At 72.5% G+C, this 25,143-nt stretch carries 25 protein-coding genes; 11 read left to right on the forward strand and 14 right to left on the reverse strand.

Annotated elements, in window-relative coordinates:
* The first annotated feature begins 157 nt into the window (after positions 1-157).
* Positions 158-3,217, forward strand: a complete 3,060-nt coding sequence (locus ACZ3IJ_RS09550; RefSeq protein WP_467467112.1) for a glycoside hydrolase family 3 protein — start codon at positions 158-160, stop codon at positions 3,215-3,217.
* Between the two features lie 76 nt (positions 3,218-3,293).
* Here ACZ3IJ_RS09550 and ACZ3IJ_RS09555 read toward each other — a convergent pair whose 3' ends face one another.
* Positions 3,294-4,223, reverse strand: a complete 930-nt coding sequence (locus tag ACZ3IJ_RS09555; RefSeq protein WP_467467113.1) for an MBL fold metallo-hydrolase — start codon at positions 4,221-4,223, stop codon at positions 3,294-3,296.
* Between the two features lie 100 nt (positions 4,224-4,323).
* Between ACZ3IJ_RS09555 and ACZ3IJ_RS09560 the strand changes: the two genes are divergently transcribed.
* Positions 4,324-5,343, forward strand: coding sequence for an AraC family transcriptional regulator (locus ACZ3IJ_RS09560; RefSeq protein WP_467467114.1), 1,020 nt, complete (start codon positions 4,324-4,326; stop codon positions 5,341-5,343).
* Positions 5,344-5,483: 140 nt separating this feature from the next.
* Positions 5,484-6,149, forward strand: a complete 666-nt coding sequence (locus ACZ3IJ_RS09565; protein WP_467467115.1) for an HAD family acid phosphatase — start codon at positions 5,484-5,486, stop codon at positions 6,147-6,149.
* Positions 6,150-6,268: 119 nt separating this feature from the next.
* Here the strand turns inward: ACZ3IJ_RS09565 and ACZ3IJ_RS09570 are convergent, their stop codons facing one another.
* From ACZ3IJ_RS09570 to ACZ3IJ_RS09580, 3 genes are all read right to left on the reverse strand, one after another.
* Positions 6,269-7,141, reverse strand: a complete 873-nt coding sequence (locus tag ACZ3IJ_RS09570; RefSeq protein WP_467467116.1) for an endo alpha-1,4 polygalactosaminidase — start codon at positions 7,139-7,141, stop codon at positions 6,269-6,271.
* Between the two features lie 183 nt (positions 7,142-7,324).
* Positions 7,325-7,771 carry an SRPBCC family protein gene (locus ACZ3IJ_RS09575; RefSeq protein WP_467467117.1) on the reverse strand — a complete coding sequence of 149 codons (447 nt, stop codon included), beginning with the start codon at positions 7,769-7,771 and terminating at the stop codon, positions 7,325-7,327.
* 84 nt (positions 7,772-7,855) lie between these two features.
* The gene (locus ACZ3IJ_RS09580) at positions 7,856-8,290 is read right to left on the reverse strand and encodes a DUF5990 family protein (RefSeq protein WP_467467118.1); all 435 of its coding nucleotides are present in this window, start codon (positions 8,288-8,290) and stop codon (positions 7,856-7,858) included.
* A gap of 256 nt (positions 8,291-8,546) precedes the next feature.
* Here ACZ3IJ_RS09580 and helR point away from each other — a divergent pair, with 256 nt between their 5' ends.
* Positions 8,547-10,718: an RNA polymerase recycling motor ATPase HelR gene (gene helR / locus ACZ3IJ_RS09585; RefSeq protein ID WP_467467119.1), complete on the forward strand. Its 2,172-nt coding sequence runs from the start codon at positions 8,547-8,549 to the stop codon at positions 10,716-10,718.
* Positions 10,719-10,872: 154 nt separating this feature from the next.
* Positions 10,873-12,246 carry a cytochrome P450 gene (locus tag ACZ3IJ_RS09590; protein ID WP_467467120.1) on the forward strand — a complete coding sequence of 458 codons (1,374 nt, stop codon included), beginning with the start codon at positions 10,873-10,875 and terminating at the stop codon, positions 12,244-12,246.
* Positions 12,247-12,309: 63 nt separating this feature from the next.
* Here ACZ3IJ_RS09590 and ACZ3IJ_RS09595 read toward each other — a convergent pair whose 3' ends face one another.
* Both ACZ3IJ_RS09595 and ACZ3IJ_RS09600 read right to left on the reverse strand, forming a co-directional pair.
* Positions 12,310-13,029 carry a permease prefix domain 1-containing protein gene (locus tag ACZ3IJ_RS09595; RefSeq protein WP_467467121.1) on the reverse strand — a complete coding sequence of 240 codons (720 nt, stop codon included), beginning with the start codon at positions 13,027-13,029 and terminating at the stop codon, positions 12,310-12,312.
* Positions 13,026-13,367 carry a PadR family transcriptional regulator gene (locus ACZ3IJ_RS09600; protein WP_467467122.1) on the reverse strand — a complete coding sequence of 114 codons (342 nt, stop codon included), beginning with the start codon at positions 13,365-13,367 and terminating at the stop codon, positions 13,026-13,028. The genes ACZ3IJ_RS09595 and ACZ3IJ_RS09600 overlap by 4 nt, the downstream gene beginning before the upstream one ends.
* A gap of 83 nt (positions 13,368-13,450) precedes the next feature.
* Between ACZ3IJ_RS09600 and ACZ3IJ_RS09605 the strand changes: the two genes are divergently transcribed.
* Both ACZ3IJ_RS09605 and ACZ3IJ_RS09610 read left to right on the forward strand, forming a co-directional pair.
* Positions 13,451-13,900, forward strand: coding sequence for a DUF2269 family protein (locus ACZ3IJ_RS09605; RefSeq protein ID WP_467467123.1), 450 nt, complete (start codon positions 13,451-13,453; stop codon positions 13,898-13,900).
* On the forward strand, positions 13,897-14,178 hold the full coding sequence (locus ACZ3IJ_RS09610) for a hypothetical protein (RefSeq protein ID WP_467467124.1): 282 nt from the start codon (positions 13,897-13,899) through the stop codon (positions 14,176-14,178). Before ACZ3IJ_RS09605 ends, ACZ3IJ_RS09610 begins: the two co-directional genes overlap by 4 nt.
* Positions 14,179-14,252: 74 nt before the next feature.
* Here ACZ3IJ_RS09610 and ACZ3IJ_RS09615 read toward each other — a convergent pair whose 3' ends face one another.
* Positions 14,253-14,993 carry a class I SAM-dependent DNA methyltransferase gene (locus ACZ3IJ_RS09615; protein ID WP_467467125.1) on the reverse strand — a complete coding sequence of 247 codons (741 nt, stop codon included), beginning with the start codon at positions 14,991-14,993 and terminating at the stop codon, positions 14,253-14,255.
* A gap of 125 nt (positions 14,994-15,118) precedes the next feature.
* On the opposite strand from ACZ3IJ_RS09615, the gene ACZ3IJ_RS09620 reads away from it, so the two are divergent.
* Positions 15,119-15,610, forward strand: a complete 492-nt coding sequence (locus ACZ3IJ_RS09620; RefSeq protein ID WP_467467126.1) for a nucleotide triphosphate diphosphatase NUDT15 — start codon at positions 15,119-15,121, stop codon at positions 15,608-15,610.
* Between the two features lie 4 nt (positions 15,611-15,614).
* Here ACZ3IJ_RS09620 and ACZ3IJ_RS09625 read toward each other — a convergent pair whose 3' ends face one another.
* Positions 15,615-16,277: a class I SAM-dependent methyltransferase gene (locus ACZ3IJ_RS09625; protein ID WP_467467127.1), complete on the reverse strand. Its 663-nt coding sequence runs from the start codon at positions 16,275-16,277 to the stop codon at positions 15,615-15,617.
* Positions 16,278-16,440: 163 nt separating this feature from the next.
* Here ACZ3IJ_RS09625 and ACZ3IJ_RS09630 point away from each other — a divergent pair, with 163 nt between their 5' ends.
* Positions 16,441-17,226, forward strand: a complete 786-nt coding sequence (locus tag ACZ3IJ_RS09630) for an SGNH/GDSL hydrolase family protein (RefSeq protein WP_467467128.1) — start codon at positions 16,441-16,443, stop codon at positions 17,224-17,226.
* Between the two features lie 42 nt (positions 17,227-17,268).
* Here the strand turns inward: ACZ3IJ_RS09630 and ACZ3IJ_RS09635 are convergent, their stop codons facing one another.
* The gene (locus ACZ3IJ_RS09635) at positions 17,269-17,673 is read right to left on the reverse strand and encodes a DUF5997 family protein (protein ID WP_467467129.1); all 405 of its coding nucleotides are present in this window, start codon (positions 17,671-17,673) and stop codon (positions 17,269-17,271) included.
* Between the two features lie 58 nt (positions 17,674-17,731).
* On the opposite strand from ACZ3IJ_RS09635, the gene ACZ3IJ_RS09640 reads away from it, so the two are divergent.
* Positions 17,732-18,508 carry a LysR substrate-binding domain-containing protein gene (locus tag ACZ3IJ_RS09640; protein WP_467467130.1) on the forward strand — a complete coding sequence of 259 codons (777 nt, stop codon included), beginning with the start codon at positions 17,732-17,734 and terminating at the stop codon, positions 18,506-18,508.
* Between the two features lie 82 nt (positions 18,509-18,590).
* Complete coding sequence (locus tag ACZ3IJ_RS09645) at positions 18,591-19,595, forward strand: MBL fold metallo-hydrolase (RefSeq protein ID WP_467467131.1); 1,005 nt, start codon at positions 18,591-18,593, stop codon at positions 19,593-19,595.
* A 78-nt stretch (positions 19,596-19,673) separates the two neighbouring features.
* Here the strand turns inward: ACZ3IJ_RS09645 and ACZ3IJ_RS09650 are convergent, their stop codons facing one another.
* The 5 genes from ACZ3IJ_RS09650 to ACZ3IJ_RS09670 form a co-directional block, all read right to left on the reverse strand.
* Positions 19,674-20,858 (reverse strand): cytochrome P450, encoded by a 1,185-nt coding sequence (locus tag ACZ3IJ_RS09650; protein WP_467467132.1) that lies wholly within the window; start codon positions 20,856-20,858, stop codon positions 19,674-19,676.
* Positions 20,848-21,555, reverse strand: coding sequence for a cyclodityrosine synthase (locus ACZ3IJ_RS09655; protein ID WP_467467133.1), 708 nt, complete (start codon positions 21,553-21,555; stop codon positions 20,848-20,850). Before ACZ3IJ_RS09655 ends, ACZ3IJ_RS09650 begins: the two co-directional genes overlap by 11 nt.
* Before the next feature lie 511 nt (positions 21,556-22,066).
* Positions 22,067-22,936 (reverse strand): hypothetical protein, encoded by an 870-nt coding sequence (locus ACZ3IJ_RS09660; protein WP_467467134.1) that lies wholly within the window; start codon positions 22,934-22,936, stop codon positions 22,067-22,069.
* A 174-nt stretch (positions 22,937-23,110) separates the two neighbouring features.
* Entirely contained in the window at positions 23,111-23,455 is a 345-nt protein-coding gene (locus ACZ3IJ_RS09665; RefSeq protein ID WP_391801908.1) for a hypothetical protein, read from the reverse strand.
* 105 nt (positions 23,456-23,560) lie between these two features.
* On the reverse strand, positions 23,561-25,099 hold the full coding sequence (locus ACZ3IJ_RS09670; RefSeq protein WP_467467135.1) for a carboxylesterase/lipase family protein: 1,539 nt from the start codon (positions 25,097-25,099) through the stop codon (positions 23,561-23,563).
* Between the last annotated feature and the right edge of the window lie 44 nt (positions 25,100-25,143).

Raw genomic sequence — 25,143 nt, forward strand, 5'->3', positions numbered from 1 at the left:
ACCGGCTCCGACCGTCCCCGTAGGTCCGACGCATGGGTCCCTGCCCGCGTCCGATCCGCCCTCGAGCGCCCCCGATCCGGTACGTCCCGGCCCCGGCGTCCCGGCCCCCTGGCCTGCCCCAGTCCCCGTACGTCCCAGTCCCGTACAAGGAGCCGCAATGCCACGATCCACGGCGGTGATCGCCGTCACCGCTCTGCTCGGCACTCTGCTCACCGGAGCCCTGCCGAGCGCCGCCGCCGACGAGCCGCCGCCCCCGCCTGTGGCCGTCGACCGGTTCGAAGGGGAGATCCCCTTCGCCAACCCGCCCGCGGAGGGCCTCTTCACCTGGGGCAGTGACGCCGACGACCCGCCGAAGCTGCGGATCGCCGAGCGGGCGGACGCCCCGGAGGGCTCCAAGGTCCTCGAAGGCGACTACGACATCAGCGGCTGGGGCGGGTTCACCCACGACTTCGCCTTCGACAAGCCCGCCCACGACTGGACCGCCTCCAAGGGCATCCGCTTCTGGTGGTACGGCCAGAACACTGCTCCGCTGCCGCCCGGATCGGGCAAGCGCATCCACTTCGAGCTCAAGGACGGCGGGGCCAACGGCGAGGCGTCCGAGCTGTGGACCACCTCGTTCACGGACGACTGGGAGGGCTGGCACCTCGTCGAGATCCCGTTCTCCGACTTCCAGTACCGCGCCGACTACCAGCCGGTGGGCGGAATCGACCAGGTCCTCGGGCTCGACAGGATGTGGGGGTACGCCCTCACGCTGCCGCCCGGCTCCCCCGGCACGTTCGCCCTGGACGGCGTGGAGCTCTACGGCAAGGCCGAACCGGCCCTGAACACGAAGGTCGTCACCGAGGCCATCGTCCATCCGGTGGGCGAGGGCGGTACCGCCCAGGTGAAGGTCTCCGTCGGCACGACGGGCTCCACCCCGCTCGCCGAGCCGGTCACCGTCGCGTACGCGACCGAAGGTGGCAGCGCACGGCCCGGCGCCGACTACACGCCGGTCACCGGCACCCTCACCTTCCCGGCCGGCACGGCCTCCGGCGCTTCCCGCTCGATCGCCGTGGTCACGAAGAAGGACCGGTCCGCGGAGTCGGCCGAGACGATCCCGCTCACGCTGAGCGTGACGGGCGCCAAGGCCCCCGCGGAGAACCCGCTCGTCGTCGTGGACGCCCATGGTCTGCCGTACCTGGATCCGAAGCTTCCGGTGAAGAAGCGGGTCGCCGATCTGCTGGGGCGGATGTCGCTCGCGGAGAAGGCCGGTCAGATGACACAGGCCGAGCGGAACGCGCTGCGGTCGCCGGGCGACATCGCCTCCTACGACCTCGGCTCGCTGCTCTCGGGCGGCGGGTCGGTGCCCTCGCCCAACACGCCTGCCGCGTGGGCGAAGATGATCGACTCGTACCAGCTGCGCGCGCAGGCGACCCGCTTCCAGATCCCGCTGATCTACGGCGTGGACGCGGTGCACGGGCACAACAACGTCGTGGGTTCGACGATCATGCCGCACAACATCGGCATCGGCGCGTCGCGCGACCCGAAGATCGCCGAGCGGACGGGCGCCGTGACGGCGAAGGAGGTCCGGGCCACGGGCATCCCGTGGGACTTCGCACCCTGCCTGTGTGTCACGCGCGACGAGCGCTGGGGCCGGTCCTACGAGGCGTACGGCGAGGACCCCGCCCTGGTGACCGCCATGGAGACCGTGATCAACGGGATGCAGGGCGCGCCTGACGGCCGGGACCTGGACCGGAACGACAAGGTGCTGACCAGCGCGAAGCACTTCGTGGGCGACGGCGGAACCGAGTTCGGGTCCTCGACCACCGGCTCGTACACCATCGACCAGGGCGTCACGAAGGTCACCCGGGAGGAGCTGGAGGCGGTGCATCTCGCGCCGTTCGCCGAGGCGGTGAAGCGCGGGGCGGGCACGGTCATGCCCTCGTACTCCTCGCTCGACGTCCTGGGCGACGACCTGGGGCCGGTGAAGATGCACGCCAACGCGGAGATGATCAACGGTGTCCTGAAGGAGCGGATGGGCTTCGAGGGGTTCGTGATCAGCGACTGGCAGGCCATCGACCAGATCCCGGGCGACTACCCGAGCGACGTACGGACATCGGTCAACGCCGGGCTGGACATGATCATGGTGCCGACGAACTACCAGGACTTCACGCGGACGCTCAAGGAGGAGGTGGCGGCGGGTCGCGTCGGACAGGCGCGCATCGACGACGCGGTGGCGCGGATCCTCACGCAGAAGTTCAGGCTGGGCCTCTTCGAGCAGCCCTACGCCGACACCTCCCACCTCGGGGAGATCGGTTCCACCGGGCACCGTACGGTGGCGCGGGAGGCCGTCGCCAAGTCCCAGGTGCTGCTGAAGAACGCGGGCGGGGTGCTGCCGCTCAAGAAGTCGCAGAAGGTGTACGTCGCCGGCTCCAACGCCGACGACATCGGCAACCAGGCGGGTGGCTGGACGATCAGCTGGCAGGGTGCGCCTGGGCGGACGACTCCCGGTACGACGATCCTCGAAGGGATGCGGAAGGCGGCGCCCGACGCGGAGATCGCGTACTCCAAGGACGCCTCGGCCGCCACGGACGGCTATGACGTCGGCGTGGTCGTCGTCGGCGAGACACCGTACGCGGAGGGGTTCGGTGACGTCGGCAATGGTCACGACCTCGAACTGACCGCCGCCGACAAGGCGGCCGTCGACAAGGTCTGCGCCGCGATGGCGTGCGCCGTCCTGGTGGTCTCCGGCCGCCCGCAGCTCATCGGTGACCGGCTCGGCGCGATCGACGCCCTGGTCGCCTCGTGGCTGCCGGGCACGGAGGGCGACGGAGTCGCGGACGTCCTCTACGGTGCGCGTCCGTTCACCGGGCAGCTCCCGGTCACCTGGCCGAAGTCCGAGGCGCAGCTGCCGGTCAACGTCGGCGACACCGCGTACGATCCGCAGTTCCCGTACGGCTGGGGGCTGACCACGCTCACGGCGGCTCCGGAAGGTGGGGACTCGGCTCTCCGGGCCATCGGCGTGGCCGCGAAGGTGCTCCAGGCGACGGGCCACGGGACCTCGGCGGAAGGCAGGGTCCTGCTGGGCAAGGCACGGTCGATCGTCCAGCGGGAGATCGGGGAGAACGTCACGGAGGCGACGGCGAAGCCGTTCGCCGAGGCGGACCACCTGCTCCTGACGGGTGATCTGACGGGTGCGGTGGCGAAGCTGAGGGCGGCGTACAAGGCGGCCGGCTGAGTCGTCGGCCGAAGGGGGGGTGGGCGCAGTCGTCGCGGGCTGCACCCACCCCCTTCTTTGCTGCCCGGCGGCTCGGTCACGCGAGGACGGACGGCGCGACCCCGACCGGCCACGGTGCGACGGAGAGGCCGTCGGCTTCGCGCCGGACCTCCACGATGCCGGTGCCGTTGAAGTGGGCGGGGACGACCAGTTCCCTTTCGGCGGCGGCCCGTTCGAGGATGCGTCGGCGGCTCTTGACGGCTTCGTCCGGGTCCAGGCAGAAGCAGCTGTTGCAGGACGGCCTGAGGATCTGTACCGGACTGTGCAGGAGGTCGCCGACGAAGACCGCGCGGTCGCCGCCGGAGTCGAGCCGCAGCACGGCGGAGCCGGGAGTGTGGCCGGGTGCGGATTCCAGGGTCAGGTGCTCGTCGATGCGGTGGGTGCCCTCCCACAGCACGGCCTGGCCGCTGCGGTGCACGGGCGCGACGCTGTCGTCGTACACGAGCCGGTCGTCGGGGTGCCGACCGGCTCCCCCGAGGTTGTCCGGGCCGAAGTGGACGTCGTCGGCGGCCGGGACGAGGTAGCGCGCGCGGGGGAAGGTCGGGACCCACTCCCCCGCGGCGTCGGTGGTGTTCCAGCCGACGTGGTCGGCGTGGATGTGGGTGTTGACGACGATGTCGACGTCCTCGGGCCGGATGCCGGCGCGTGCCAGGCCGCCGAGGAAGTCGCCCTGCCAGTGGTGGAACTGGGGCGAGCCGGGCCGCTCGCGCCCGTTGCCGACTCCGGTGTCGATCAGGACGGTCCGCCCGGCGCTGCGGAGGACCCAGGTCTGCAGCGCCATCACGGCGTTGTCGCGCTCCGGGTCCCAGTGGTCAGGGGCGAGCCACTCCGCGTTGTCGCGCCACACCTCGGCCCCGGAATCGGGGACCAGGCCTCGGGCCGGGGCGAACGCGCCTCGCCATTCGACGAGCCGGACGACCTCGACGTCTCCCAGCATCATGCGTTGCGGGCTCTGCGTGGTGTTCATGTCCACGACCATAGGGACGCCTGAGTGAGGCTCTCAATGCGCGCACTGCTCCTGTGCATACGAGTGCGTCTCACCGGTGACGCCAGGGATAGTGGCCGTCATGGATGTGGTGAGCGACGCGATCTCGGCGGTACGCACGGGGCAGGCGGTGTCCGAGCGGGTTCGGGTGGGCGGGAGTTGGTGCGCACGGTTCGCTCCGTACGACGGCGCGGGCTTCCATGTGGTGCTGGAGGGCGGCTGCTGGCTGCTGCCCGACGGCGGCCCGCCGGTCTCCCTCGGGGTGGGGGACGCGGTCCTGCTGCCCCACGGTACGGGGCATGTGATCGCCGACTCCCCCGCCGACGCGGCGACCGTCGCACGGGCCATGCCGTTCGAGCGCTGGACGGGTGGCCCGCCTGGGCCACGCCGGCTGGCCCGGCCGGTGCCGGGAGGCGTGGAGCTGCTGTGCGGCAAGTACCGCCTCGACCACAGCCGGGTCCACCCGCTCCTGGCGGAACTGCCCACCGTGGTCCATCTGCCGAACCGGGTGGGGGACCATCCCGAACTGAGGGCCGCCATCGGCCTGCTGGGCGGCGAGCTGACCGCCGGGCGCCCCGGCTCCGGTGTCGCCGTCCCGAGCCTCGTCGACCTCCTGCTCGTCTACATGATCCGGGCCTGGGTGGACCGGGGCGACGGCGGCGCGTGGTCGGCGGCCCTGGGAGACCCCGTGACCGCCGCCGCGCTGCGTGCGCTGCACGCCGACCCGGCCGCCGCGTGGACCAACGAACGGCTGGCCGCGGAAGCGGGGGTCTCGCGCCCCACGCTGGCGCGGCGCTTCGCCTCCCTGGTGGGCAGGCCGCCGATGGCGTACCTCACCTGGTGGCGACTGACCCTGGCGGCCGCCGCGTTGCGCGACACCGGGGACTCCCTGACCGCGATCGCCCGCCGGGTCGGCTACGGAACCCCGTACGCGCTCTCGCACGCCTTCAGCCGCGAGTTCGGAACGACGCCGGGGCGGTATCGGGCACGGGCGGTCAGCGGCGACGGCCACGGCCACGGCCACGGACCGGGGAACACGGAGGCGGGCGGCGAGGATACGGAAGGTGCAGGACCCGTGCGCGAGGGAGGAGTTGTGCGTTAACCGCGTGTGAACGAGGAATTTCCTACCGGCCGGTAGACATGGCGTCGCGCAAGCGTGAATCTAGTCGCGAACATGCCAAACCGTCGTGTTCGTCCAGGCGCGTCCCCCGGACGTGCCTTCGTCCACAGGAGATCCCCCACATGCATCGCCACACCCTCCGCGCCAGAACGGCCCTGTCCGCCGCCGCAGCCGTCGGCATCCTGGTCGCGTCCCCGGCCACCGCCATGGCCGCGCCCGCGGCTTCCGTGCCCGCGGCGGCTCCCGCCGCCGTGACCGCGGCGTCCACGGGCGGCATCGCCGACCTCGCCGGTGTCGACTACGGCACCTGGCGGCGCGACGTCAGGGCGGTCGTCGACCAGGCCCGGCCGTACATCGAGCAGCGCAGCTCGAACGCCGGTGGTGAGAAGCAGGCGATCGTCCTCGACATCGACAACACGTCGCTGGAGACGGACTTCCACTTCTTCCTGCACCTGCCGACGCCGGCCGTGCAGGACGTCCGCGACCTCGCGCAGTACGCGCACTCCCGCGGCGTGGCCGTCTTCTTCGTCACCGCGCGCCCCGGCATCATCCACGCGCTGACCCAGTACAACCTGAAGGCCGTGGGCTACCCCGTGGCCGGGCTCTACGTGCGCAGCCTGCCCGACCTCTTCGACGAGGTCAGCACCTACAAGACGGCCAAGCGCGCCGAGATCGAGGCGCGGGGCTACACGATCATCGCGAACATCGGCAACCGGCCCACCGACTTCGTCGGCGGTCACGCCGAGCGGACGTTCAAGCTCCCGGACTACGACGGCAAGCTCTCCTGACGCCCCCGCGTCCCCGGACCCGCCCGTGTCACAGGGCCGGTCCGGGGACGCACGTCTGTCGTACCGGCCGCCGCCCGGCGCGGACCGGTGCGGGCATGCGCGCGCCGTCCAGCAGGCTGTCAGCAGGTCGCGCGGACGTAGCCGTCCGCGCCCGCGGGGCGGACGTCGGTGTCCCGCTGCACGATGGAGAGGGTGCCGCCCCAGCGTGCGCACGCCCGGGAAAGGCCCTTCGGCTCGTACTCGATGACCAGCACGCGGTTGTCGAAGGCGGTCGCGTACGGTGCGCACTCGTCGTACCGGCCGCACTCCTCGGCGACCGCGAAGTCGAAGCCGATGTCCCGCCCCCGCGGCGCGAGTTCGGCGGCGTTCTTCTGTCCGATCGCCAGTCCGGCCGCATGGGCACGCCCGACGAGCAGCCGGGCGAAGGCGAGGTCGTGCTCGGCTGTGAGACGGCCCTGGGAGCGTTCGTACGAGTCGAGGTTGTCGGCCTCGACCGCCTGGTACCCGGCGGTGGCGCAGCCGTCGATCCACGCGCCGACGATGGCGGCGAGACGCTCGCGCTTGGCGGGGGTGGAGATGTCGAAGAGGGCCTCGTCCCAGTCCTGGTCGACGACCAGTTCGCCCGAGGAGCTCCGGAGGAGCAGGTCGGGGTGATGATCCTGCCACCACTCGGTGGCGTCCGGCTGGGCCTGGAAAGCGTTGACGTAGCAGATGTTGTAGAGCCCGTCGGCCGGCTTCGCCGTGCGGTCACGGGAGACCGCTCCGACTCCGGGGGGCGGCGGGTAGGGCCCCCCGATCTGGTAGTCGAACCCGACGTGGGGCTCGGGCGGGACGACCGCGCCGGGGGACGAGGACGGCGGCGCCGGCGGGGCGGAGTCGCCGTCCCCTCCGTCGCCGGACGAGGCGCATCCGACCGCCGTGGCGGCGAGCACGCCGGCCAGGGTCAGGGCCGACAGCGCGCTGCGGAGGGGACGGGATGCGCGGGCGATCACGGTGCGGGGCTCCTGGTCGTCGATTCCTCGGGGCGGCGCACGGCCGCCAGCGATCCTCTACCGTACGTGCGCGATCCCAGCCGGCCCGCATCGGACCAGCGGACACCCGGAGAACGGGCCGACAACATGTGAGCGTGCGTCAGGCATCCACGGACGTACCTGAACGCCAGGCAGGGGACGTGGTCACGACGCCTCGGCCGCAGCCTTGATGCGGCGGCCGAACGCGTCGGCGTCCTTGCGGGCCGCGCCGAGCGCGAGGCCGACGAGGAGCTTGCCGAGTCCGTGGCCCTCCAGGACGTTGAAGATCCTGACCCGGGTTCCGCCGTTCGGGAGTGGTTCGAGGTCGTAGCCGCCCTGGGCGGCCGTGACGATGTTCTTCGAGATCTCGGCCCAGCGGAGCCGGTGCGGTGCGTCGAACTCGGTGATGCGGAACTCGCGCGCCGTCTTCATCCCGGCGTCCTTCACCGTGCTGCGGAAGACGGTGCCCACGGCCGTCGGCGTGTCGGGGACGCGCTCGATCCTCTGCACCCGGGGGCTGAACTTCGGGTCGTTACGGCCGTCGGCGAGGAAGGCGAAGACCTCGTCGATGGGACGGTTCACGTCCGTCGTCGCCTCGAACTGTCCGGACATGAGCCCACTCCCTGGTGTGTTCGCCGTCTGTCGGCGAGCGTAAGTGAGGGGGTCACGCGCCGCACCCCCGGAGCGGCCGGACGGTCAGCGAGTCGTCCACCGGACGCGCGGCGGGCGCACCGCGGCACAGAGCGGCGTGCCGCAGGCGTCAGTCAGGCCGAGCCGTGCTTCGGCGGAGCCGTGCTCCACGGCCTGGGCGGGGAGGTCGTCGAGGAAGAGCTTGGCCCGGCGGAACATCGTGAACGCTCCCCCTGGCGGTACCTCGCCCCAGCTGAGGTAGAGGAAGCGGGCGCCGCGCCGACCCTGGACGTAGGGCCCGCGGAAGTCTCGTGTCCCGTCCGGCGCGAGCAGCGTCTCGACCGTGAACTCCCACACCGCTTCGGCGGCGTCCGCGGGCACCGCGCCTTCCGGCTCGCGCCCGCGCTGCACCGCGACGTGCACGTCCTGGTGGTCTCCGCAGGTCCGTCCCGGCAGGTCGCTGCCGACGATGCGCAGGGTGAGCGCCGTCCTGTCGCTCACTGCGCCTCCACCTCGCCGCCGCCCTGTGGTGTCCTCACCGGCTCTCGACCTCCCGCGCACATCGTAGGACGCGGGAGGTCGCGCGCTGCGGGGGTGTGGGGCTGCCCGGACTCAGCGGGCAATGGGGGCGGGGAGGTGTACCCACTCCTCGCCACTCTTAACTTATAGCGCACAGGGGGGCTTGCGGCAAGGCCCCGGTGGTGCCGCACAATCGCCCATCTAAGCCAGCCACCTGCGGACATAGGAGATTCACCCAGTGCGTGTGACCGCCCTGCCCCACAGTGCGTTCGACCTTCCCGGCCACCTCTCCGCCAAGGCCGTCCCGGCGCTGATCGGCCGTGACGAGCAGCACTTCGTGGCGATCGCGGAGAGCCTGGAGCAGACGATCGCCGAACTGTCCGAGCGCCTCGACGCCACGCGTAAGGCCCCCGGCGGCGTCGGTCGCGAGGCGATGGACCGGGACGCGGAGATCCACCGGCTGAGCAACCGCCTGCGCACCCTGCGCCGCTTCGGCCTCGACCTGTGCCTCGGGCACGTCGTCGCCGCCGACGACCCGGAGCCCGTGTACATCGGACGGCTCGGCCTCACCGACAGCGAGGGGCGCCGGCTGCTGCTCGACTGGCGCTCCCCCGCGGCCGCGCCGTTCTTCGCGGCCACGCACGCCGACCCGATGGGTCTGACGAGCCGTCGCAGGTACCGCTGGACCCGCGGCCGTATCAGCGACTACTGGGACGAGGTGTTCACGGCCGACGGGCTCGAAGGGCACGCCGCGCTCGACGACCAGTCCGCCTTCATCGCCAGCCTGGGCGCCACGCGGTCGCCCCGGATGCGCGACGTGCTGGCCACCATCCAGGCCGACCAGGACGCCATCATCCGAGCGGGATCCCGCGGCGCGCTCGTCGTCGACGGCGGCCCCGGCACGGGGAAGACGGTCGTCGCCCTGCACCGCACCGCGCATCTCCTCTACTCCGACCCCCGTCTCGGCCACCGCCGCGGCGGCGTGCTGTTCGTCGGGCCCCACCAGCCCTACCTGTCCTACGTGGAGGACGTACTGCCCAGTCTCGGCGAGGAGGGCGTGCAGACCTGCACCGTGCGCGACCTCGTCGCTGAGGGCGCCCGGGCGTCGGCCGAGAGCGACCCCGAGGTGGCTCGTCTGAAGTCGTCCGCGGACATGGTGAGGGCGATCGAGAAGGCCGTCGCGTTCTACGAGGAGCCGCCCCGCGAGGGCATGAACGTCACGACCGACTGGGCCGACCTCTGGCTGAGCGCCGACGACTGGACCGAGGCGTTCGCCGCACCGGAGCCGGGTACCCCGCACAACGAGGCGCGTGACCTGATCTGGGAGGAGCTGACCACGATCCTGCTGGGCAAGTTCGACGGCGACGTCGCACCCGAGGTGTTCCAGAGATCGCTCCGCAACGACCAGGAACTGGCCGACACGCTCTATGGCGCGTGGCCGCTGCTCGAACCGACCGACCTCGTCGGGGATCTCTGGTCGGTCCCCGCCTACCTGCGCATGTGCGCCCCGTGGCTGGGTCCCGACGACGTGCGGAAGCTGCGGCGGGCGGACGCGCAGGCCTGGACGGTGTCCGACCTGCCGTTGCTGGACGCGGCGCGGCAGCGGCTCGGGGACCCGGAGGCGGCACGGCGCAAGCGGCAGCACCAGGCCGCCGTCGCCGCCGAGCGCGAGCGGATGGCCCGGGTGATCGACGAGATCATCACGACCGCCGACATCGACCAGGCCGGCGACGAGAGCGAGGGCGCGGTGCGGATGCTGCGCGGGAAGGACCTCCAGGACAGCCTGATCGACGAGACCGCGCTGCCGGGCACCGACCGGGACCTGCTCGTGGGTCCGTTCGCGCACATCGTCGTGGACGAGGCCCAGGAACTGACCGACGCGGAGTGGCAGATGCTGCTCCAGCGCTGCCCTTCCCGGAGCTTCACCATCGTCGGCGACCGTGCGCAGGCCCGGCACGGGTTCACGGAGTCGTGGGAGGAGCGGCTGGAGCGGATCGGATTCGACCGGATCGAGGTGGCCTCGCTGGGCATCAACTACCGCACCCCCGAGGAGGTCATGGCGGAGGCGGAGCCGGCGATCCGGGCGGCGCTTCCGGACGCCAACGTGCCGGCCTCCGTCCGCAGCAGCGGCGTGCCCGTCGGCCACGGCTCCGTCGCGGACCGCGACGCGATCCTCGACGAGTGGCTGTCCGGACATGCCGAGGGGACCGCCTGCGTCATCGGCGACCCCGCGTTCCGTGAGACGTCCCGTGTCCGCTCGCTGACGCCCGAACTGTCGAAGGGTCTCGAGTTCGACCTGGTCGTCCTGGTCGACCCGGAGGCGTTCGGCACGGGTGTCGAGGGAGCGGTCGACCGCTACGTCGCGATGACCCGGGCGACGCAGCGGCTTGTCGTCCTGACGGGCTCCTGACCCGGGAGTGACGGACGAGGGCGCCGGTCCCGGGGTGTGCGGGGCCGGTGCCCTGCCGTCCTGGCAGCACTGCCTCTGGCCTGCGCGGATTCCCGCGTGATCCCTCGCACAGACCGACCGGTAGGCGTGCGGGCGCGTGCTAGCGTCCGCGAGCGTGACATCCGCTCCCGGCGGGCCCGGGCCCGCATCTCCGACGGGTCCGGCCGGCCCCTGCCCGTACGGTGGCGGGACCGGCTCCGCGCCCGCGCCGAGTCCGCTGCGCGACCTGGTCGGTCCCGCCGACCGGATCGGGCTGCTCGACCTGTTCGGCGAGGAGTTCGTCGCCAATCCGTACCCCTGGCTGGACGCGCTGCGCACCGAGGCACCGGTCCATCACGACGCCGCCACCGGTCTGTGGCTGGTCAGCCGGTACGAGGACATCCGCCGGGTGCTGCTCGATCCGGAGGCGTTCCGGCCGGACAACGCTCAGCACGCGGTCACTCCACTGGCCGTTCCGGCGCTGCGGCTCCTCGCCCGCGCGGGATTCCGGCTGCGGCCCGCCCTGGCCAACAACGCGACCGAGAGCCACGCCGGGCTGCGGCGCGTGGTGACGCGGTTCTTCAACGCCCAGCGGGTCGCCGCGGCGGTGCCGGTGATCGAGCGGGTGGCCGGCGAACTCCTCGACGGCGTACGGGCGGAGCTCGACGCGCGGGGTTCCGGCGACCTCTTCGGCACCTTCGCGCACACCCTGCCCTGCCGGGTCATGATGGAGCTCCTGGGGATCGACGGTCTGGACCCTGTGACGCTGGTGCGCTGGAGCGACGCCTCGCTGGAGCTCTTCTACGGTCGGCCGACTCCGGAGCGGCAGGTCGAACTCGCGGCGCTCGTCGGCGAGTTCCACCAGTGGCTGACATCGGTCGTCGTCGACCGGAAGGCGGCGCCGGACAGCTTCGTGGGGGCGCTCGCCCGCCACCGTCTGCCCGACGGCGAGGCGGTGGACGTGCATACGGCGGTCGGCGCCTGCTTCTTCGTCTTCATCGCCGGGCAGTCCACGACCGGCCAGCTCATCGCGACGGTCCTGCGCAGCGCGCTCGCCGAACCCGGCCTGTGGCAGCGAGTGGCACACGAGGAGGGGCTTGCCGAGGCGTGGGTCGAGGAGGTGCTGCGCCGGGAGCCGCCCGTGACGACCTGGCGCCGGGTGACGGCGGCGCCGGTGGAGCTGGGCGGCGTACGGCTCGACGCCGGCGCCGAGTTGCTGCTGATGCTCATGGGCAGCGGTTCCGACACCGAGGTCTTCGACGCCCCGGACCGGCTGCTCCCCTCGCGGGCCAACGTCCGCCACCATCTGTCGTTCGGGGCGGGCCGCCACCGCTGCCCGGGCGCCTCCCTGGCCCGTACGGAGGCGGCGGTGGCCCTCAAGGCGGCGGCCGGCCGTCTCCCCGGCCTCCGGCTCACCCCGGGTGCGCCGCCTCCGCCCGTCCTGGACCTGCTCTCGTTCCGCGCACCGCTGGAGGTGCGGGTGAGTGACGCCCTGGCCGCCGGAGTCTGAGGCGCTCGGACACCGGGCGCGGCGGTCAGGCGCGGCGGTCAGGCGCGGCGGTCAGGTGCGGCGTCAGGCGGGCAGCCGTGCGCAGCGGCGGCAGGCGCGGGCCGAGGAGGCCGTGAGGGCGTGGGAGGCCGCGGCGAGGCCGCACGCCAGGGCGATCAGGGGCCACTGCGCGGTCATGAAGGACGCGACGGCCAGCGAGAGGGCGGCGAGCGCCATGGACACCGTGGCCGTGGTGCCCGTCCACGCGACCAGGAGCGGGAGGCGCTCCGGGGTGGGCAGGCGGCGGGCGAGTGTGCCTGTGGCCGCCAGGGCGCTCGCGGCGAGGAGGGCGGCGGCGCCCGCGACGACGGCCAGCAGTTGAGCCGTTCGGGGCAGCAGCCCGTCCTGACCTGTCCCCGTGGTGACGAGGGTGTACCAGCAGGCGAGGAGCAGCGGGGCCACGAGAACGACGGAGCGCGCCGTGTGGCGGGCCTGGGCGATCGTCAGTTCGCGCTGGCAGGCGGGGGCGAGTTCGGCGGGCGTCCCGAACTCCCGTACCGCCTCGCGGACCGCTTCCCCGTAGGGCGTTCCCTCGCGGGTGTACGCCTCCGTGGCGTCCGCCAGCCCGCCGCGCACCTCCTCGACGAGGCGCTCCGCGATGCGGCGCGGACCGTGGAGCGCGCCGCGCAGCTCCGTGGCGTATGCGTCGATCGGGTCCGGGGAGCCGACGGTGTGGGTGGGGTCGATAGCGTCGGTGGGATTGGTGGGATCGGTGCGGTCCGCCACGTCCCTGCGCGCCCTCATGTCGCGGGCCTGGGCGGGGCGGCGGGGTTGAGGACCGAGCCGATCGCCGTCGTGAACTCGTGCCAGGCCGCCCGCTCCCCCGCGAGCGCTCCGCGCCCGGCGTCGGTGAGTTCGTAGCAGCGTCGCCGGCGTTCGCCGGTCGCGTCCCAGCTGCTGCTCAGCAGACCGATGCGCTCCAGCCGGTTGAGCGCCGGATAGATCGTGCCCGTGCGCAGGTCGAGCACGCCTCCGCTGCGCTGCTGGACCGCCGTGATGATCGCGTACCCGTGCAGCGGCCCCGGCTCCAGTACGGCCAGCAGCAGTCCGTCGAGGTGCCCTCGCACCGCATCAGCCCTCATAGGTAGGCAGCCTACTCAATGAAGCAGTAGACATGCTATCTATTGGCAGCCAACATATAGCGCATCGGCTGGAGGGGCCCGCAGTGACCAAGCTGCTGCTGTCCATACACGTACTCGCGGCGATTCTGGTGGTCGGGCCGATCACCGTCGCCGCCTCGCTCTTCCCCCGCTACGCGCGGCAGACCTCCTCGGTCGCCGCGCTGCTGCACCGGATCTGCCGGGGTTACGCCGTCGCCGGCGTCGCCGTCCCGGTCTTCGGCATCGCCACGGCGATCCAGCTCGGCGTCCTCACCGACGCCTGGCTGCTCACCTCGCTGGCGCTGACCGCGATCGCCGCCGCCGTCCTGATCCTCGCGATCCTCCCCGGCCAGCGGCGCGTGCTGGACGGGGCCGAGACCGCCGGAGGCGCCGACGACTCGGCCTCGCGCGCGACGGCGGCGCGGCTGGCCATGCTCACGGGCGTCTTCAACGTGCTGTGGGCGGTCGTCGTGGTCCTCATGATCGTCCGGCCCGGCTCGACGACGGGGGCGTGACGACCGTGCGCGTCCTTCGTATCGCCGCCGCCGCGGAGGCGGCCTCCCTGGTCGCCCTGCTGGCCAACCTGCTCACGGCGCACGCGCCCGCGGTCTCATCCCTGATCGGACCGCTGCACGGGACCGTTTACCTGGTCACGATCGCGGCGGCCTGGCCGGCTCCCGGCGCCGCCTCGTCGGGCGCCCGATGGCTCGCCGTCATCCCGGGGGTCGGCGGACTGCTCGCGCTCCGCCGGCTCCGGGGCAGCCGCCCAGACACCCGGAAGCCCGCAGGCTGATCGCCGACCGGTACGCCGGGCATGGCTCCACGACTCGGCGCCAGGCGCCGGGTCGTGGAGCCCGGTGGCCGACTTCAGGCCGGCTTGCGCCATACGGAGATGTGCTTCGGGGAGTCCTGGACGAACGGCGCCCCGTCCCAGTCCGCGACGCGGCGCTCCAGCTCCAGCCCGGCGATCCGTGCCATCAGGTCGAGCTCCGCCGGCCAGGCGTACCGGTGCCGGGAGTCGCCACGACGGTAGTGGCCGTCGTCGCCGTCGCGGGTGAAGTGGTGCGAGACGAGAATCTGCTCGACCAGGTCGAAGGTGTCGAAGCCCAGATGCCGCTCGGAGACGTCGAACGGCACCGCGACCTGTCCGGGCGGCAGGAACCGCAGCGGCGGCACGCCCAGCTCGATGACGAATCGGCCGCCGGGCTCCAGATGACGTGCGGCGTTGCGGAAGCACTCGACCTGCTCGTCCTGCGTGAGCAGATTCGTGATGGTGTTGTAGACGAGATAGACCAGGGCGAACTCGCCCGGGACGACCGTGGTGGCCATGTCCCCGATGGTGACCGGGAGTGCGCTCTCGTCGGCCTTGCGCCGCAGCACCGCCGCCATGTGCTCGGAGAGTTCGATGCCCACGACCCGCACGCCGCGTTCCCGGAGCGGGACGCCGACTCGTCCGGTTCCGATGGCGAACTCCAGTGCCCGGCCGTCTCCGGCGAGCTCGGCGAGAAAGGCGAGGGTCGGCCCGAGAACGGCGGCCGAGGACATCTCGGCCTCCTCGGCGTCGTAGCGGTCGGCGGTCGCACGGGTCCACAGTTCACTGCTCGTCACGAGCGGCCACTCTGCCGGGTTCCGAGGGGCGCTGTCGACGCGTTATCGCCGCCAGGAGTTCCCCGGCCGGGCATGGTGTTGGCTGGCTTGCGACACCATGCCCCCCGTCCGTACGAGGAGTCGACATGTCCCCCGCCGACCAGCCGCCCCAGCGCAACGCCCAGCCCCCGACCGCCCAGGCCTCGCTCGGCGCCGGTGTCGTGGTGACCGACGAAGCCGGGCGGGTTCTGCTGGGGCTGCATCCCAGCGGGGCGTGGGAGCTGCCCGGCGGGAAGGTGGATCCGGGCGAGTCCATCGAGTCGGCGGCGGTCCGTGAACTCGCCGAGGAGACCACGCTCGTGGCCGACCCGGCCGACGTCGAGGTCATCGGGATCCTGCTGGACTCGCTGACCTCGACGGAGCTCACCCGGCTGACGGCGGTGGCAGTCGTACGGGCCTTCAGCGGCACCCCTGCCGTGGCGGAGCCGGACAAGATCCTGCGCTGGGAGTGGACCGCGCTCGACCGCCTCCCCGAGCCGCTGTTCACGCCCTCCGCCCAGGCACTCAGGACGTGGCGCCCCGAACTGCCCATCGACGAGGGGCCGTTCCACCGCTACCGCGTGATGCCGGGCCGCTGACGGATCACACCTCGGCGATCAGCGCGTACCGTTCGTCGTCCACCCGCTTCCCCCAGAGGTCGTCGTCCGCGACTCCGTCGAGGGGTTCGACGCGGAGGCGGGCGACGAGCGGGCGGACGGCCGCGGCCAGGCCCTCGGCGCGGATGCCGCCGTGCCATGGCAGGGCCTCGGCACCCGTGACGTACGGGACGCCGCTCTGCCCCGACTCCCGCCAGCGCCCCTCGACGAGGACCAGCGTGCCGCCCGGCCGCATACGGCTCACCCAGGCGCGCAGTGCGGCCTCGGGGTCGGGCAGGGTCCACAGCAGGTGCCGGGACAGCACGGCGTCGAACCGCTCGCCCCCGGTCGGCGGCGCCATCGCGTCACCGGACAGGAACCGGCCTTCGAGGCCGGCCGCCGCGAACTTGGCCCGCGCCTGTTCCACCATCCTCGGCGCCAGGTCGACGCCCGTCACCCGGTGGCCTGCCGAAGCGAGGAGCAGCGAGAGGGACCCCGTCCCGCAGCCGATGTCGAGGACGCCGGCCGGTGCGGGCGGCATCCAGGTCTCGAGACGCCGCGCCCAGGCCGCGCGGGTGCGGTCGGCGCGCAGTCCGTGGTCGGGTTCGTCGTCGAAGCTCGGGGCGGCGGAGTCCCAGTAGGCGGCGATGGCCTCGGTACGGTAGGTCATCCGACGATCTTGCCAGCGGGCACTGACAGCCGGGCCCGGGTCCCCGTCCGCGTACAGCGGGACCGCCCGCCGAACCTAGTCGCCAAATTGAATAGGTACGGTGTTGAATACCTTCGACGCGTGCCGCTGAGGGCACGCCGCCGCACGGAGGAGCAAGAGGCCCATGCACACCGGCCCGTACACGCGTTATGTCGCCCTGGGCGACAGTCAGACCGAAGGCCTCGGGGACGGCGACGACACCTCCGGCCTCCGTGGCTGCGCCGATCGGCTCGCGGAGCTGATGGCGGCGAGCAGCCCCGGACTGACCTACGCCAATCTGGCCGTACGGGGCCGCCTCGCGGGTCAGGTCCACGCCGAACAGCTCGGTCCGGCGCTGGCGCTGCGGCCCGACGTGGCCACCGTGGTCGCGGGGATGAACGACCTCCTCCGGCCACGGTTCGACGCGGACGAGGTGGTCGGTCATCTGGAGGCGATGTTCGCCCGGCTCACGGCCCAGGGCGCGCGGGTGGCGACGGTGACGTTCCCGGACACGGGGCGGGTGATCCCGCTCGCCCGGCCGCTCGCCTCGCGCGTCCTCGCGCTCAACGAGCGCATCCGCGAGGCGGCGTCGCGGCACGGCGTCGCGGTCGCCGAGACCTTCCACCATCCGGTGGTGACGGACTCCCGGCTGTGGAGCGCCGACCGGCTGCACGCGAGTCCGCTCGGCCATGAGCGGATCGCCGCGGCGGTCGCCCACGCCCTCGGGGTTCCCGGCAGCGACGACGCCTGGACCCGTCCGCTGCCCGAGCTCCCGGGCCCCGCGCCGTCCGTCCCGCGCAGGGCGCTCGACGAGGCGCGTTGGGTCGCGGGCTTCCTCGGCCCGTGGCTCGGAAGGCGGCTGCGCGGCCGCTCCTCGGGGGAGGGCCGCACGGCGAAGCGTCCCGAGCTGGTGCCGGTCCTGGCCGGGTGAGGTACGGCCCGGGCCGTGCCGCTCACTCGGCGCGGGACGACGTCAGGAGTCCGAGCGGTCGGCCTTCGCCGCCTTCTCGGCCTGCTTCTCCTTGATGCGGACGGCTTCCTTGCGGACCTCGGCCTGCGTGGCGCGCTCCTTCTGGAGCCACTCGGGGTCGTCCGCCTTCAGCGCCTCGATCTGCTCGGTGGTGAGGGCCTCGGTGATGCCGCCACGGGCGAGTCCGGAGATGGAGATGCCGAGCTTCGCCGCGATCACCGGACGCGGGTGGGGGCCGTTGCGCCGGAGCTCGCGGAGCCACTCGGGCGGATCGGTCTGCAGGGCGTTCAGCTCGGTGCGCGAGACGACACCCTCCCGGAAGTCGGCGGGGGTGGCCTCGAGGTACACACCCAGCTTCTTCGCCGCGGTCGCGGGCTTCATCGTCTGGGCGGTCTGGTGCGACGTCATGGTGTCAAGGGTATCGAGCGTGTGAGCTACCTCTGACCACGACCGGTAACCTGGCGGGGTGACTGGCCAGGAAGAACCCTCCTCGTTCCGGCTCGCGTACGTACCGGGAGTGACGCCCACGAAGTGGGTGCGGGTCTGGAACGAGCGCCTGCCGGACGTCCCGCTGACCCTCGTCCAGGTGCCGGCCGCCGAGGCGGACGAGCTGCTGCGGACCGGCGGTGCCGACGCCGGGCTCGTGCGCATGCCGGTCGACCGTACGGAGCTCAGCGCGATTCCCCTGTACGCCGAGACGACCGTGGTCGTGGTTCCGAAGGACCATGTGGTGGCGGCGGTCGAGGAGGTGTCGCCGGAGGAGCTGGCGGACGAGATCGTGCTGCACCCGCTCGACGACACCCTCGACTGGGACCGTCCGCCGGGGCGGCCGGCGATCGAGCGCCCGGCGACGACGGCCGACGCGATCGAGCTGGTCGCGGCGGGTGTGGGTCTGCTCGTGGTCCCGCAGTCGCTCGCGCGCCTCCACCATCGCAAGGACCTCACCTACCGGCCGCTGTCGGACACCCCCGAGTCGCGGGTCGCGCTCTCCTGGCCGCAGGCGGAGCCGACGCCGGACCTGGTGGAGGAGTTCATCGGAATCGTTCGCGGGCGGACGGTCAACAGCACCCGGGGGCGCGCCGCGACGCCGCCGCAGCCGAAGGCCAAGGCGAAGGCCAAGCGTCCGGAGAAGAGCGGCAGGCCGGCCGACAAGAGCCCCCGGGCCGGTTCCGGCGGTGCGAAGGGCGCCAAGGGTTCGAAGAGCGTGAAGCGCGGAAGCGGCAAGCCCCGCCGCAGGCCGTAGCGGCCCGTCGCGCCTCGCCGGAGGGAGCATCCCTGCGTTCCGGTGATGGACAGCGGAACGCGGCGGGTGATCTTCTGACGGGATGACCGACGACACGCACGCGTACGCCCGGCGGAACGTCCTGCGGGGCGCCGCCATCGGCACGGCCTTACCGTTTCTGCCGACCGCGGCCCATGCCCGCACCCCCTCCCCCGCCACCGCCGCTCGGCATCGCGCCGAGACCTCCGCGCACGGCTCGGCCTCGCTTCGGTGGCTGGGCACGTCCGGCTGGCGGATCGACACCGGCGGGCGGACGGTGCTCTTCGACCCGTATCTCACCCGCTTCAGGACCGGCCTCTTCGACGGGCACTTCGACCCGGCCACGCGGATCGCGGCGACCGATCCCACGCTCGTACGGGAGTACGCCGGTCGCCCGGAGCTGATTCTCGTCAGCCACTCCCACTGGGACCACGTCGCCGACGTCCCCTACCTCGCGAAGACCACCGGGGCCCGAGTGGTGGGAACCGAGACGACCTTCCATCTGCTGGTGGCCTTCGGCGTGGACCCGCTCCAGATCTCCGTGGTCAAGGGCGGTGAGGTGCTCGACTTCGGCGGCGGCCTCACCGTGGAGGTGGTGGCGAGCCTCCACAGCCGCAACAAGAAGCACTCCTACTTCGCGCCGGGCACGCTCACGGCGCCGCCCGCCGCCGCTCCGGCGACCATCTCCGACCTGCCCGAGGGCGACACGCTCGCCTTCCAGGTCACGGCCGGCTCCGACGGGCCCGCCGTGTTCCTGATGGGCGCGAGCGACTTCGCCGAGCGGGCGGCCGAGGGGCTGCGGCCCGACGTGGCGACGGTCGCGGTCCCCTCCAGCACTGCGACCCACCGGTACGTCCCCCGGCTGCTGCGCGCCCTGGGATTCCCGCCGGTCGTGGTCCCGGTCCACTGGGACAACTTCGAGACGCCGCTGCGCGGGCCCGTGGTACCCGACCCGACGATGGACCTGTCCGGGCTGATCGGCCAGGTCCACCGTGAGTCGCCCGCGAGCCGTGTCGTCGTTCCCGACTACCGGACCGTGTACGGCGGTGACATGCGACCCCGTCGCTGACACACCGTCGCCCCCGGCGGGTGGCCGGGGGCGACGACGGTCGGCGTACGTGCGCGTGCGGGTCAGGTCACACGGGGATCACCAGGCGACCGGCAGACGTTCGGGGATGCGCTTCATGAAGCGGGTTCGCCAGACGAGCTGGTCGAGCGGCACCGCGAGGTGCAGGTCGGGCATCCGGTCGAGCAGGATCTCCAGGGCGATCTCGGTGTGCCGCTTGCCGAGCGCGGTGGCCGGGCAGTAGTGACCGCCGCCGCCGAAGGAGAGGTGGGTTCCGGCGTTCGGCCGGTCGATGTCCACCGTGTGCGGGTCGGGGAAGACCGCCGGATCGGTGTTGGCGGCCTCCACGAGGACGAGGAGGAGTTCCCCCTTCCGTACGTCGACGTCTCCGAGTGTGACGTCCTCCAGGGCGAGGCGCGGAAGGCCGTCGGCGATGGAGAGGTTGACCCGGAGCAGCTCGTCGACGGCGGCGGGGATCTTCTCCGGCTCCTTGCGGAGCCGCTCCCATACGTCGGGGTTCTGGAGCAGGGAGAAGAGGGCCATGGTGAGGAAGCCCATGGTGGAGATCACGCCCGCGCCGAAGAAGGTGACGCCGACCGTGGCGAGCATCTCGTCGGTCAGATGGGCGTAGTCGGGGTTCCCGCGCAGGGCGGCGAGCTCGGCCATGAGGCCGGTGGTCGCCGGGTCGTCGAGGCGCTCGACCATATAGGCGATGTCGCGGTCCCAGTTGAGCCGGGCGCCGGTGACGGGGCAGGCCGAGTTCATGAACGCGATGTCCAGGCTGGCGGCGAGGCGCGGTGCGTCGGACTCGGGTATGCCGAGGATCCTGCAGTGCAGGTGTTCCGCGTACGGGCTGGTGAACCGGGAGCGGAGGTCCACCGGCGGTCCGTACGCGAGGAGTTCGTCGACGAGCTCGGAGGCGTGGCGGCGCATCCAGGCGGTGAGGCCGTCGTTCTTGGGGTTGATGGCCTTGAGAACGGCCTTGCGGAGCCCCGCGCCGGTGATGTTCCCCATGTTGTTGACCACCTCGGGCGGGATGGTCAGCGCGTACTGCCGGGGCACTCCGGAGGCGGAGGTGTCCTTGAGCGAGAACCTCGGGTCTTCGAGGACCTGCTTGCAGAGCGCGTAGGAGGAAACCAGCCATGCCTCGTCGCCGGCGATCGTACGGACCCGCTTGACCGGCTCGGCGCGCAGGGACTCGATCTCCGGCGGCAGGCGGTCGCCCCGGGCGGAGAACGGAAAGTCGATCAGCGTGTCAGTGGTCATCGTGGTCTCCGGGGATCGCGGTGACGATGGCGTGGCCCTGGTTGCGGGAGGCACGCAGCCCGGAGCCCCGTGAGTAGAGGAGCTCGGCCATCGGCAGGAGCTGGTGGTAGCAGTTGAGGGAGGACGGGACACCGAGGATCGCGGGGGTGTCCAGAAAGAGCGGGGCCTCGGCGCAGATGTACTGGAGACAGACCTCGCGCTGGCGGGCGGTGGGTGTCTGTCCCTCGAGGACCTTGGAGGAGAGGAAGGCCGAGACGAGCAGGTCGCACGTGGCGAGGAACTCGGCGTCGGTGGCGAGCAGGTCGTCCAGGTGTTTGCGCAGGTGCCGGTAGGCGGGGATGTCGAGGAGCGCCGACATGGGGCGCCCTCGGAGCCGTTCGCCGCCGGGGTCGGTGGCGGCGACGGCGTTGTTGACCTTGGCGCGTACGCCGCGGAGGTTCTTGACCGTCTTGCGGCGGGCCTCGTCCGGCGGGTAGCCGAGGGCCTCGAACATGTCGTCGACGTGCAGGTCGGTGTAGATGAGGTCGACCTGCTCGAAGTTGCGGAGTCCCCAGGCGGCGAGGTCGGCCACCCGCTGGGCGGAGAAGTAGCCGTTGCCCGGGGAGATGCCGATGACCGCGTGGGCGCCTTCGGTGTGGATCACTTGGCAGTGCTGCGTGTACGGCTGGACCTTGAAGCTGTCGGTCGCTGTCGTCAAGTGAAGAGATGTCCTTCGTCACCGCTAGTCCCGTGGGGGCCGTGTGCCCCTGGTGTGGCGGCGACGGCATGAAGTTACCGGTGATCTCCGGAGAGTGACGATTCTGATCGAGACGTGACCTGAAGTCGTCTGTACATGGCGGAAAATGGCGCAAAGCCCCGCCTTGGATCGGCGCATTCCGGCCAAAAATTTCGTAGGGTCCGCCGACCTGTCCGGCCTCGCCCTGGGGCGAGGCCGACCGGACGAGCCGTCACGCGGAGCCGGTGGGGACCCGGTTGAAGACCCGCCCGCCGAGGTCGATGCCGGCACTCGATGCTGGTCACGCCGTGGCTCGCGAAGGTCTCGCGGCCGTCCGCCTCCCAAGAGCGCGCACCGCGCCCAGGCCGAGCGGTTCTCCTGATCGGGTGTCGTCGTTCTCGATGACCACGACGATGCCCGGCCGCCCTGCCAGCCTGCGGCCCGCACGCTGACGGGCGCCGACAGCGGCTGCCGGCGCCCGTCAGGACTCGGCTCAGCGGCCGATCTCGGCGGCCGGCCCCATGACGATGACCGGCTCCTTGGCCGGGTCGAGGGCGCGCAGGAGCTCGCGCATGACGTCCGCGGTCAGGGAGATGCAGGCCTGGGTGGGGCCGCCGTGGTCGACGTGGACCCAGACACCTCCGCCGCGGTCCTCGCCGAGCGGCCGTTCCCGGTTCAGGGGCGTCGTGCCGGGGACCCGGTTGTAGTCGATGGCGACGACGTAGTCGAACGAGCCCTCCAGGGGTTCGCCGAGGAAGCCGGTGCCCGGGGAGACGAACTGCTCGTCCTGGTCGTACGGCAGCTTCGAGCCGGGGTCGGGCAGACGGCCGCCCGCGTCTCCGAGCCGGAACACTCCGATCGGGGTGCGCAGATCGCCGGCCCAGTGGTCGTCCGTCCAGCCGCGCAGGGCGTTGTGGGCGGGCCAGGGGCCGCCCTTGCGCTGCCAGCGCCCTGCGGTGTCCCGTTCGTAGAGCACGGCCGTGGCCTTGCTGGTGTCCAGGGAACCGCCCGTGACGACGAACGCCTGCTTCGTACCGTCCGGGATCTGCGTCAGCATCGTCGGACCGACGCCGGGCGGGCCCGTGGGGGCCTTCGGCTCGGCCACGGCGGTCCCGGGCGCGCCGAGGGCGCCGGGGGCGCCAGGCGCGCCGGGGGCGGCCGCCGGTGTCCCGGGGGACTCGGCCGCCCCGGGCGACCGGGGCGTGGTGGCCGGCCCCGCGTTCTTGGACGCGGCGCGCGCTCCGGGCGTCGCGGTCGGAGCGGGTTCTTCCGCCGACACCTTCATGTAGCCGATGACCGCGAGTGTCGCGCAGATCGCGGCGGCCACCACGCGCGGGCCGGTGCGGACGTTCCTGACAGGCATGGGGCAGCATCCTCCGACGCTGGGGACGGCAATACCGCGATGCCTACCCGATCCGTGTCCGCGCCTGTCGGATGAACGGCGTACTCACCCGACCGGGGCAGAGCGGACGGCGTGCCACGGTCCGCCCGGACCTGAACGCCCGTCAGGAGAGTGCGCCGCCCCGGAGGTCCCGTGTCAGGCGGTGGCGGCGGGGGTCTCGTCGAGCTCCCAGGCGTGGCGCTTGAAGTCACGGACGAAGTCGGGGTGGTCCTCCCAGTTGCGGGCGACGCGGCGCAGGACGTCCCAGTTGTGCTCCAGGGCCTGGTCGATGATGTGACGGAGCGCCGGATCGGCCTCCGCCCGCTGGTCGGCGAGGCCCTTGACCGCCGCGGCCGCCTTCACCGTGCCGAGGAGGGCCCGCAGCGCGCGCGAGGTGTCGTCCATGCCGAAGCCGTGGTCGCTGCCGTTCTCGGGGTCGAACAGCGGCCGCAGGCGGTCCTCGATGAACGCGGTGATCCGCTCGAAGTGCTGGACGTCCATCGGGTTCTCCCTGTCCTGCCGTCGTCCCCTCGAGGGAGCGGCCTGTCGCGTGCTTCCGTGGTCCGCGCGGCGGTGCGTCCGCGCCCGCCGATTATCCCGTCTCCGCTACGGGAGTGACGGCGGGGCCGTCCGTACGCCGTCCCAGAGCGCGTACGCGGGTGTGGCGCCCTCGGTGCGGTCGACGGGCACGTCCCAGACGTGGACGGTGGGTGGGACGGTGCCGGCCGACGCGGGTGTGAGCGGGGCCCAGCCCGGGTCTCCGGTGGCGGCGAACGCGGTCCAGGCGTGGACCATCCGCCGGGAGAGGGCCCGGTCGGCGGCGTCGGCGGGACCGCCGGTCAGGAAGTCGACGCCGGTCGCGTCCAGGGTGCCCAGGGCGAAGGGCACGTCGGCGGCGTGCCAGGCGCGCACCGGGCCTCCGTCGGGGCGGATACGGCGCCGGTCGAAGCGGGACAGGAAGGTGCGGCCCGCCCCGGTCCGGGCGTGGGCCTCGGCGAGGCGGACGGTGGGTACGGAGAAGACCGCGTCGCCCGCGAGGGCCAGGAAGACGTCGAGTACCGGAGCGTCGGGCATGAGGGCGCGGTAGGCGGTGACGAGGGCCGGGGGAAGGCCGTAGTCGGCGGCGAACCGGGCGAGGCCCTCGCCGGTGGTGACCGTCGGCATGCTGCCGACCTGGTGCATCAGCCAGTACTCCTCGGTGGCGTGGCAGACGAGGAGGTCGACCGGGTGGGCCGCGCCGTCGGGGGCCCGGGCCTCGACCGGGTCCCGGGTCAGCAGCTCGCCGTCGAGGACGGGGCCGTAGAGCACGGTGTCGTAGTGCAGGTACCCCGACGCGGGATCGCCGGCGTACCGCGCCACCACGCGGTCCGAGGCTTCGACGAGCGCCTGCGGGGACGCGGCGAGCAGGCCGTCGGCCGTGGGGGCGACGCCCGCTGCGTGGGCCACCTCGCGGGCCAGGCGCTCGGCGAGCTCCGGCGGGAAGAAGGCGTCGGGGACGCTGTGGGCGATGGCGCGACAAAAGAGCCCGTCGGCCCGTCCGCTGCTCATCAGACAGGCGATCGAGCCGCCGCCCGCGGACTGCCCTGCCACCGTGACGTTGTCCGGGTCGCCGCCGAAGGAGGCGATGTTGTCGCGCACCCACTCCAGTGCGGCGATCTGGTCGAGCAGTCCGCGGTTGTCGGGGAAGCCGGGCACGTGCCCGAAGCCTTCGAAGCCGAGCCGGTAGTTGCAGGTCACCACGACCGTCCCGGCGCGGGCCAGGGCGGAGCCGTCGTAGTCCGGCTGGGCGGAGGAACCGAAGGTGTAGGCGCCGCCGTGGATCCAGAACAGGACGGGCAGCGGGCCCGAAGTCCCGCCCGAAGTCCCGTCCGGAGCCCAGATGTTGAGTGTGAGGATGTCTTCGTCGCCCGGGCGCCAGACCGGGGAGCCTGGCAGTTCCGCCGACTGCGGGGCGACCGCGCCGAACCGGGTGCAGTCCCGTACCTCGTCCCAGGCCTCCGCGGGCCTCGGCGCTCGGAATCGCCCGGCGCCGAACGGCGGTGCGGCGTACGGGACGCCCAGGGTGGTCCGCAGTCCGTCGGCGACCGTGCCGCGCACAGGTCCTCGCTTCGTGTCGACGGTGTGGTCGGCGGTCCCCGCACGCACAGGTGGCTCTCCCTCTCGACGCCGTCGGCCTCTCCGCACGGCAG

The sequence above is a fragment of the Streptomyces sp. NPDC013317 genome (genome assembly GCF_055563155.1).

Excerpts from the sequence above, each read along its gene's own strand:
- ACZ3IJ_RS09645 (WP_467467131.1), top strand. The coding sequence starts at position 18,591 with ATGACCGACGACACGCACGCGTACGCCCGGCGGAACGTCCTGCGGGGC.
- ACZ3IJ_RS09555 (WP_467467113.1), bottom strand. The coding sequence starts at position 4,223 with ATGAACACCACGCAGAGCCCGCAACGCATGATGCTGGGAGACGTCGAG.
- ACZ3IJ_RS09595 (WP_467467121.1), bottom strand. The coding sequence starts at position 13,029 with ATGAGGGCGCGCAGGGACGTGGCGGACCGCACCGATCCCACCAATCCC.
- ACZ3IJ_RS09650 (WP_467467132.1), bottom strand. The coding sequence starts at position 20,858 with ATGACCACTGACACGCTGATCGACTTTCCGTTCTCCGCCCGGGGCGAC.
- ACZ3IJ_RS09575 (WP_467467117.1), bottom strand. The coding sequence starts at position 7,771 with ATGTCCGGACAGTTCGAGGCGACGACGGACGTGAACCGTCCCATCGAC.
- ACZ3IJ_RS09665 (WP_391801908.1), bottom strand. The coding sequence starts at position 23,455 with ATGGACGTCCAGCACTTCGAGCGGATCACCGCGTTCATCGAGGACCGC.
- ACZ3IJ_RS09565 (WP_467467115.1), top strand. The coding sequence starts at position 5,484 with ATGCATCGCCACACCCTCCGCGCCAGAACGGCCCTGTCCGCCGCCGCA.
- ACZ3IJ_RS09600 (WP_467467122.1), bottom strand. The coding sequence starts at position 13,367 with ATGAGGGCTGATGCGGTGCGAGGGCACCTCGACGGACTGCTGCTGGCC.
- ACZ3IJ_RS09630 (WP_467467128.1), top strand. The coding sequence starts at position 16,441 with ATGCACACCGGCCCGTACACGCGTTATGTCGCCCTGGGCGACAGTCAG.
- ACZ3IJ_RS09635 (WP_467467129.1), bottom strand. The coding sequence starts at position 17,673 with ATGACGTCGCACCAGACCGCCCAGACGATGAAGCCCGCGACCGCGGCG.
- ACZ3IJ_RS09660 (WP_467467134.1), bottom strand. The coding sequence starts at position 22,936 with ATGCCTGTCAGGAACGTCCGCACCGGCCCGCGCGTGGTGGCCGCCGCG.
- ACZ3IJ_RS09625 (WP_467467127.1), bottom strand. The coding sequence starts at position 16,277 with ATGACCTACCGTACCGAGGCCATCGCCGCCTACTGGGACTCCGCCGCC.
- ACZ3IJ_RS09550 (WP_467467112.1), top strand. The coding sequence starts at position 158 with ATGCCACGATCCACGGCGGTGATCGCCGTCACCGCTCTGCTCGGCACT.
- ACZ3IJ_RS09560 (WP_467467114.1), top strand. The coding sequence starts at position 4,324 with ATGGATGTGGTGAGCGACGCGATCTCGGCGGTACGCACGGGGCAGGCG.
- ACZ3IJ_RS09620 (WP_467467126.1), top strand. The coding sequence starts at position 15,119 with ATGTCCCCCGCCGACCAGCCGCCCCAGCGCAACGCCCAGCCCCCGACC.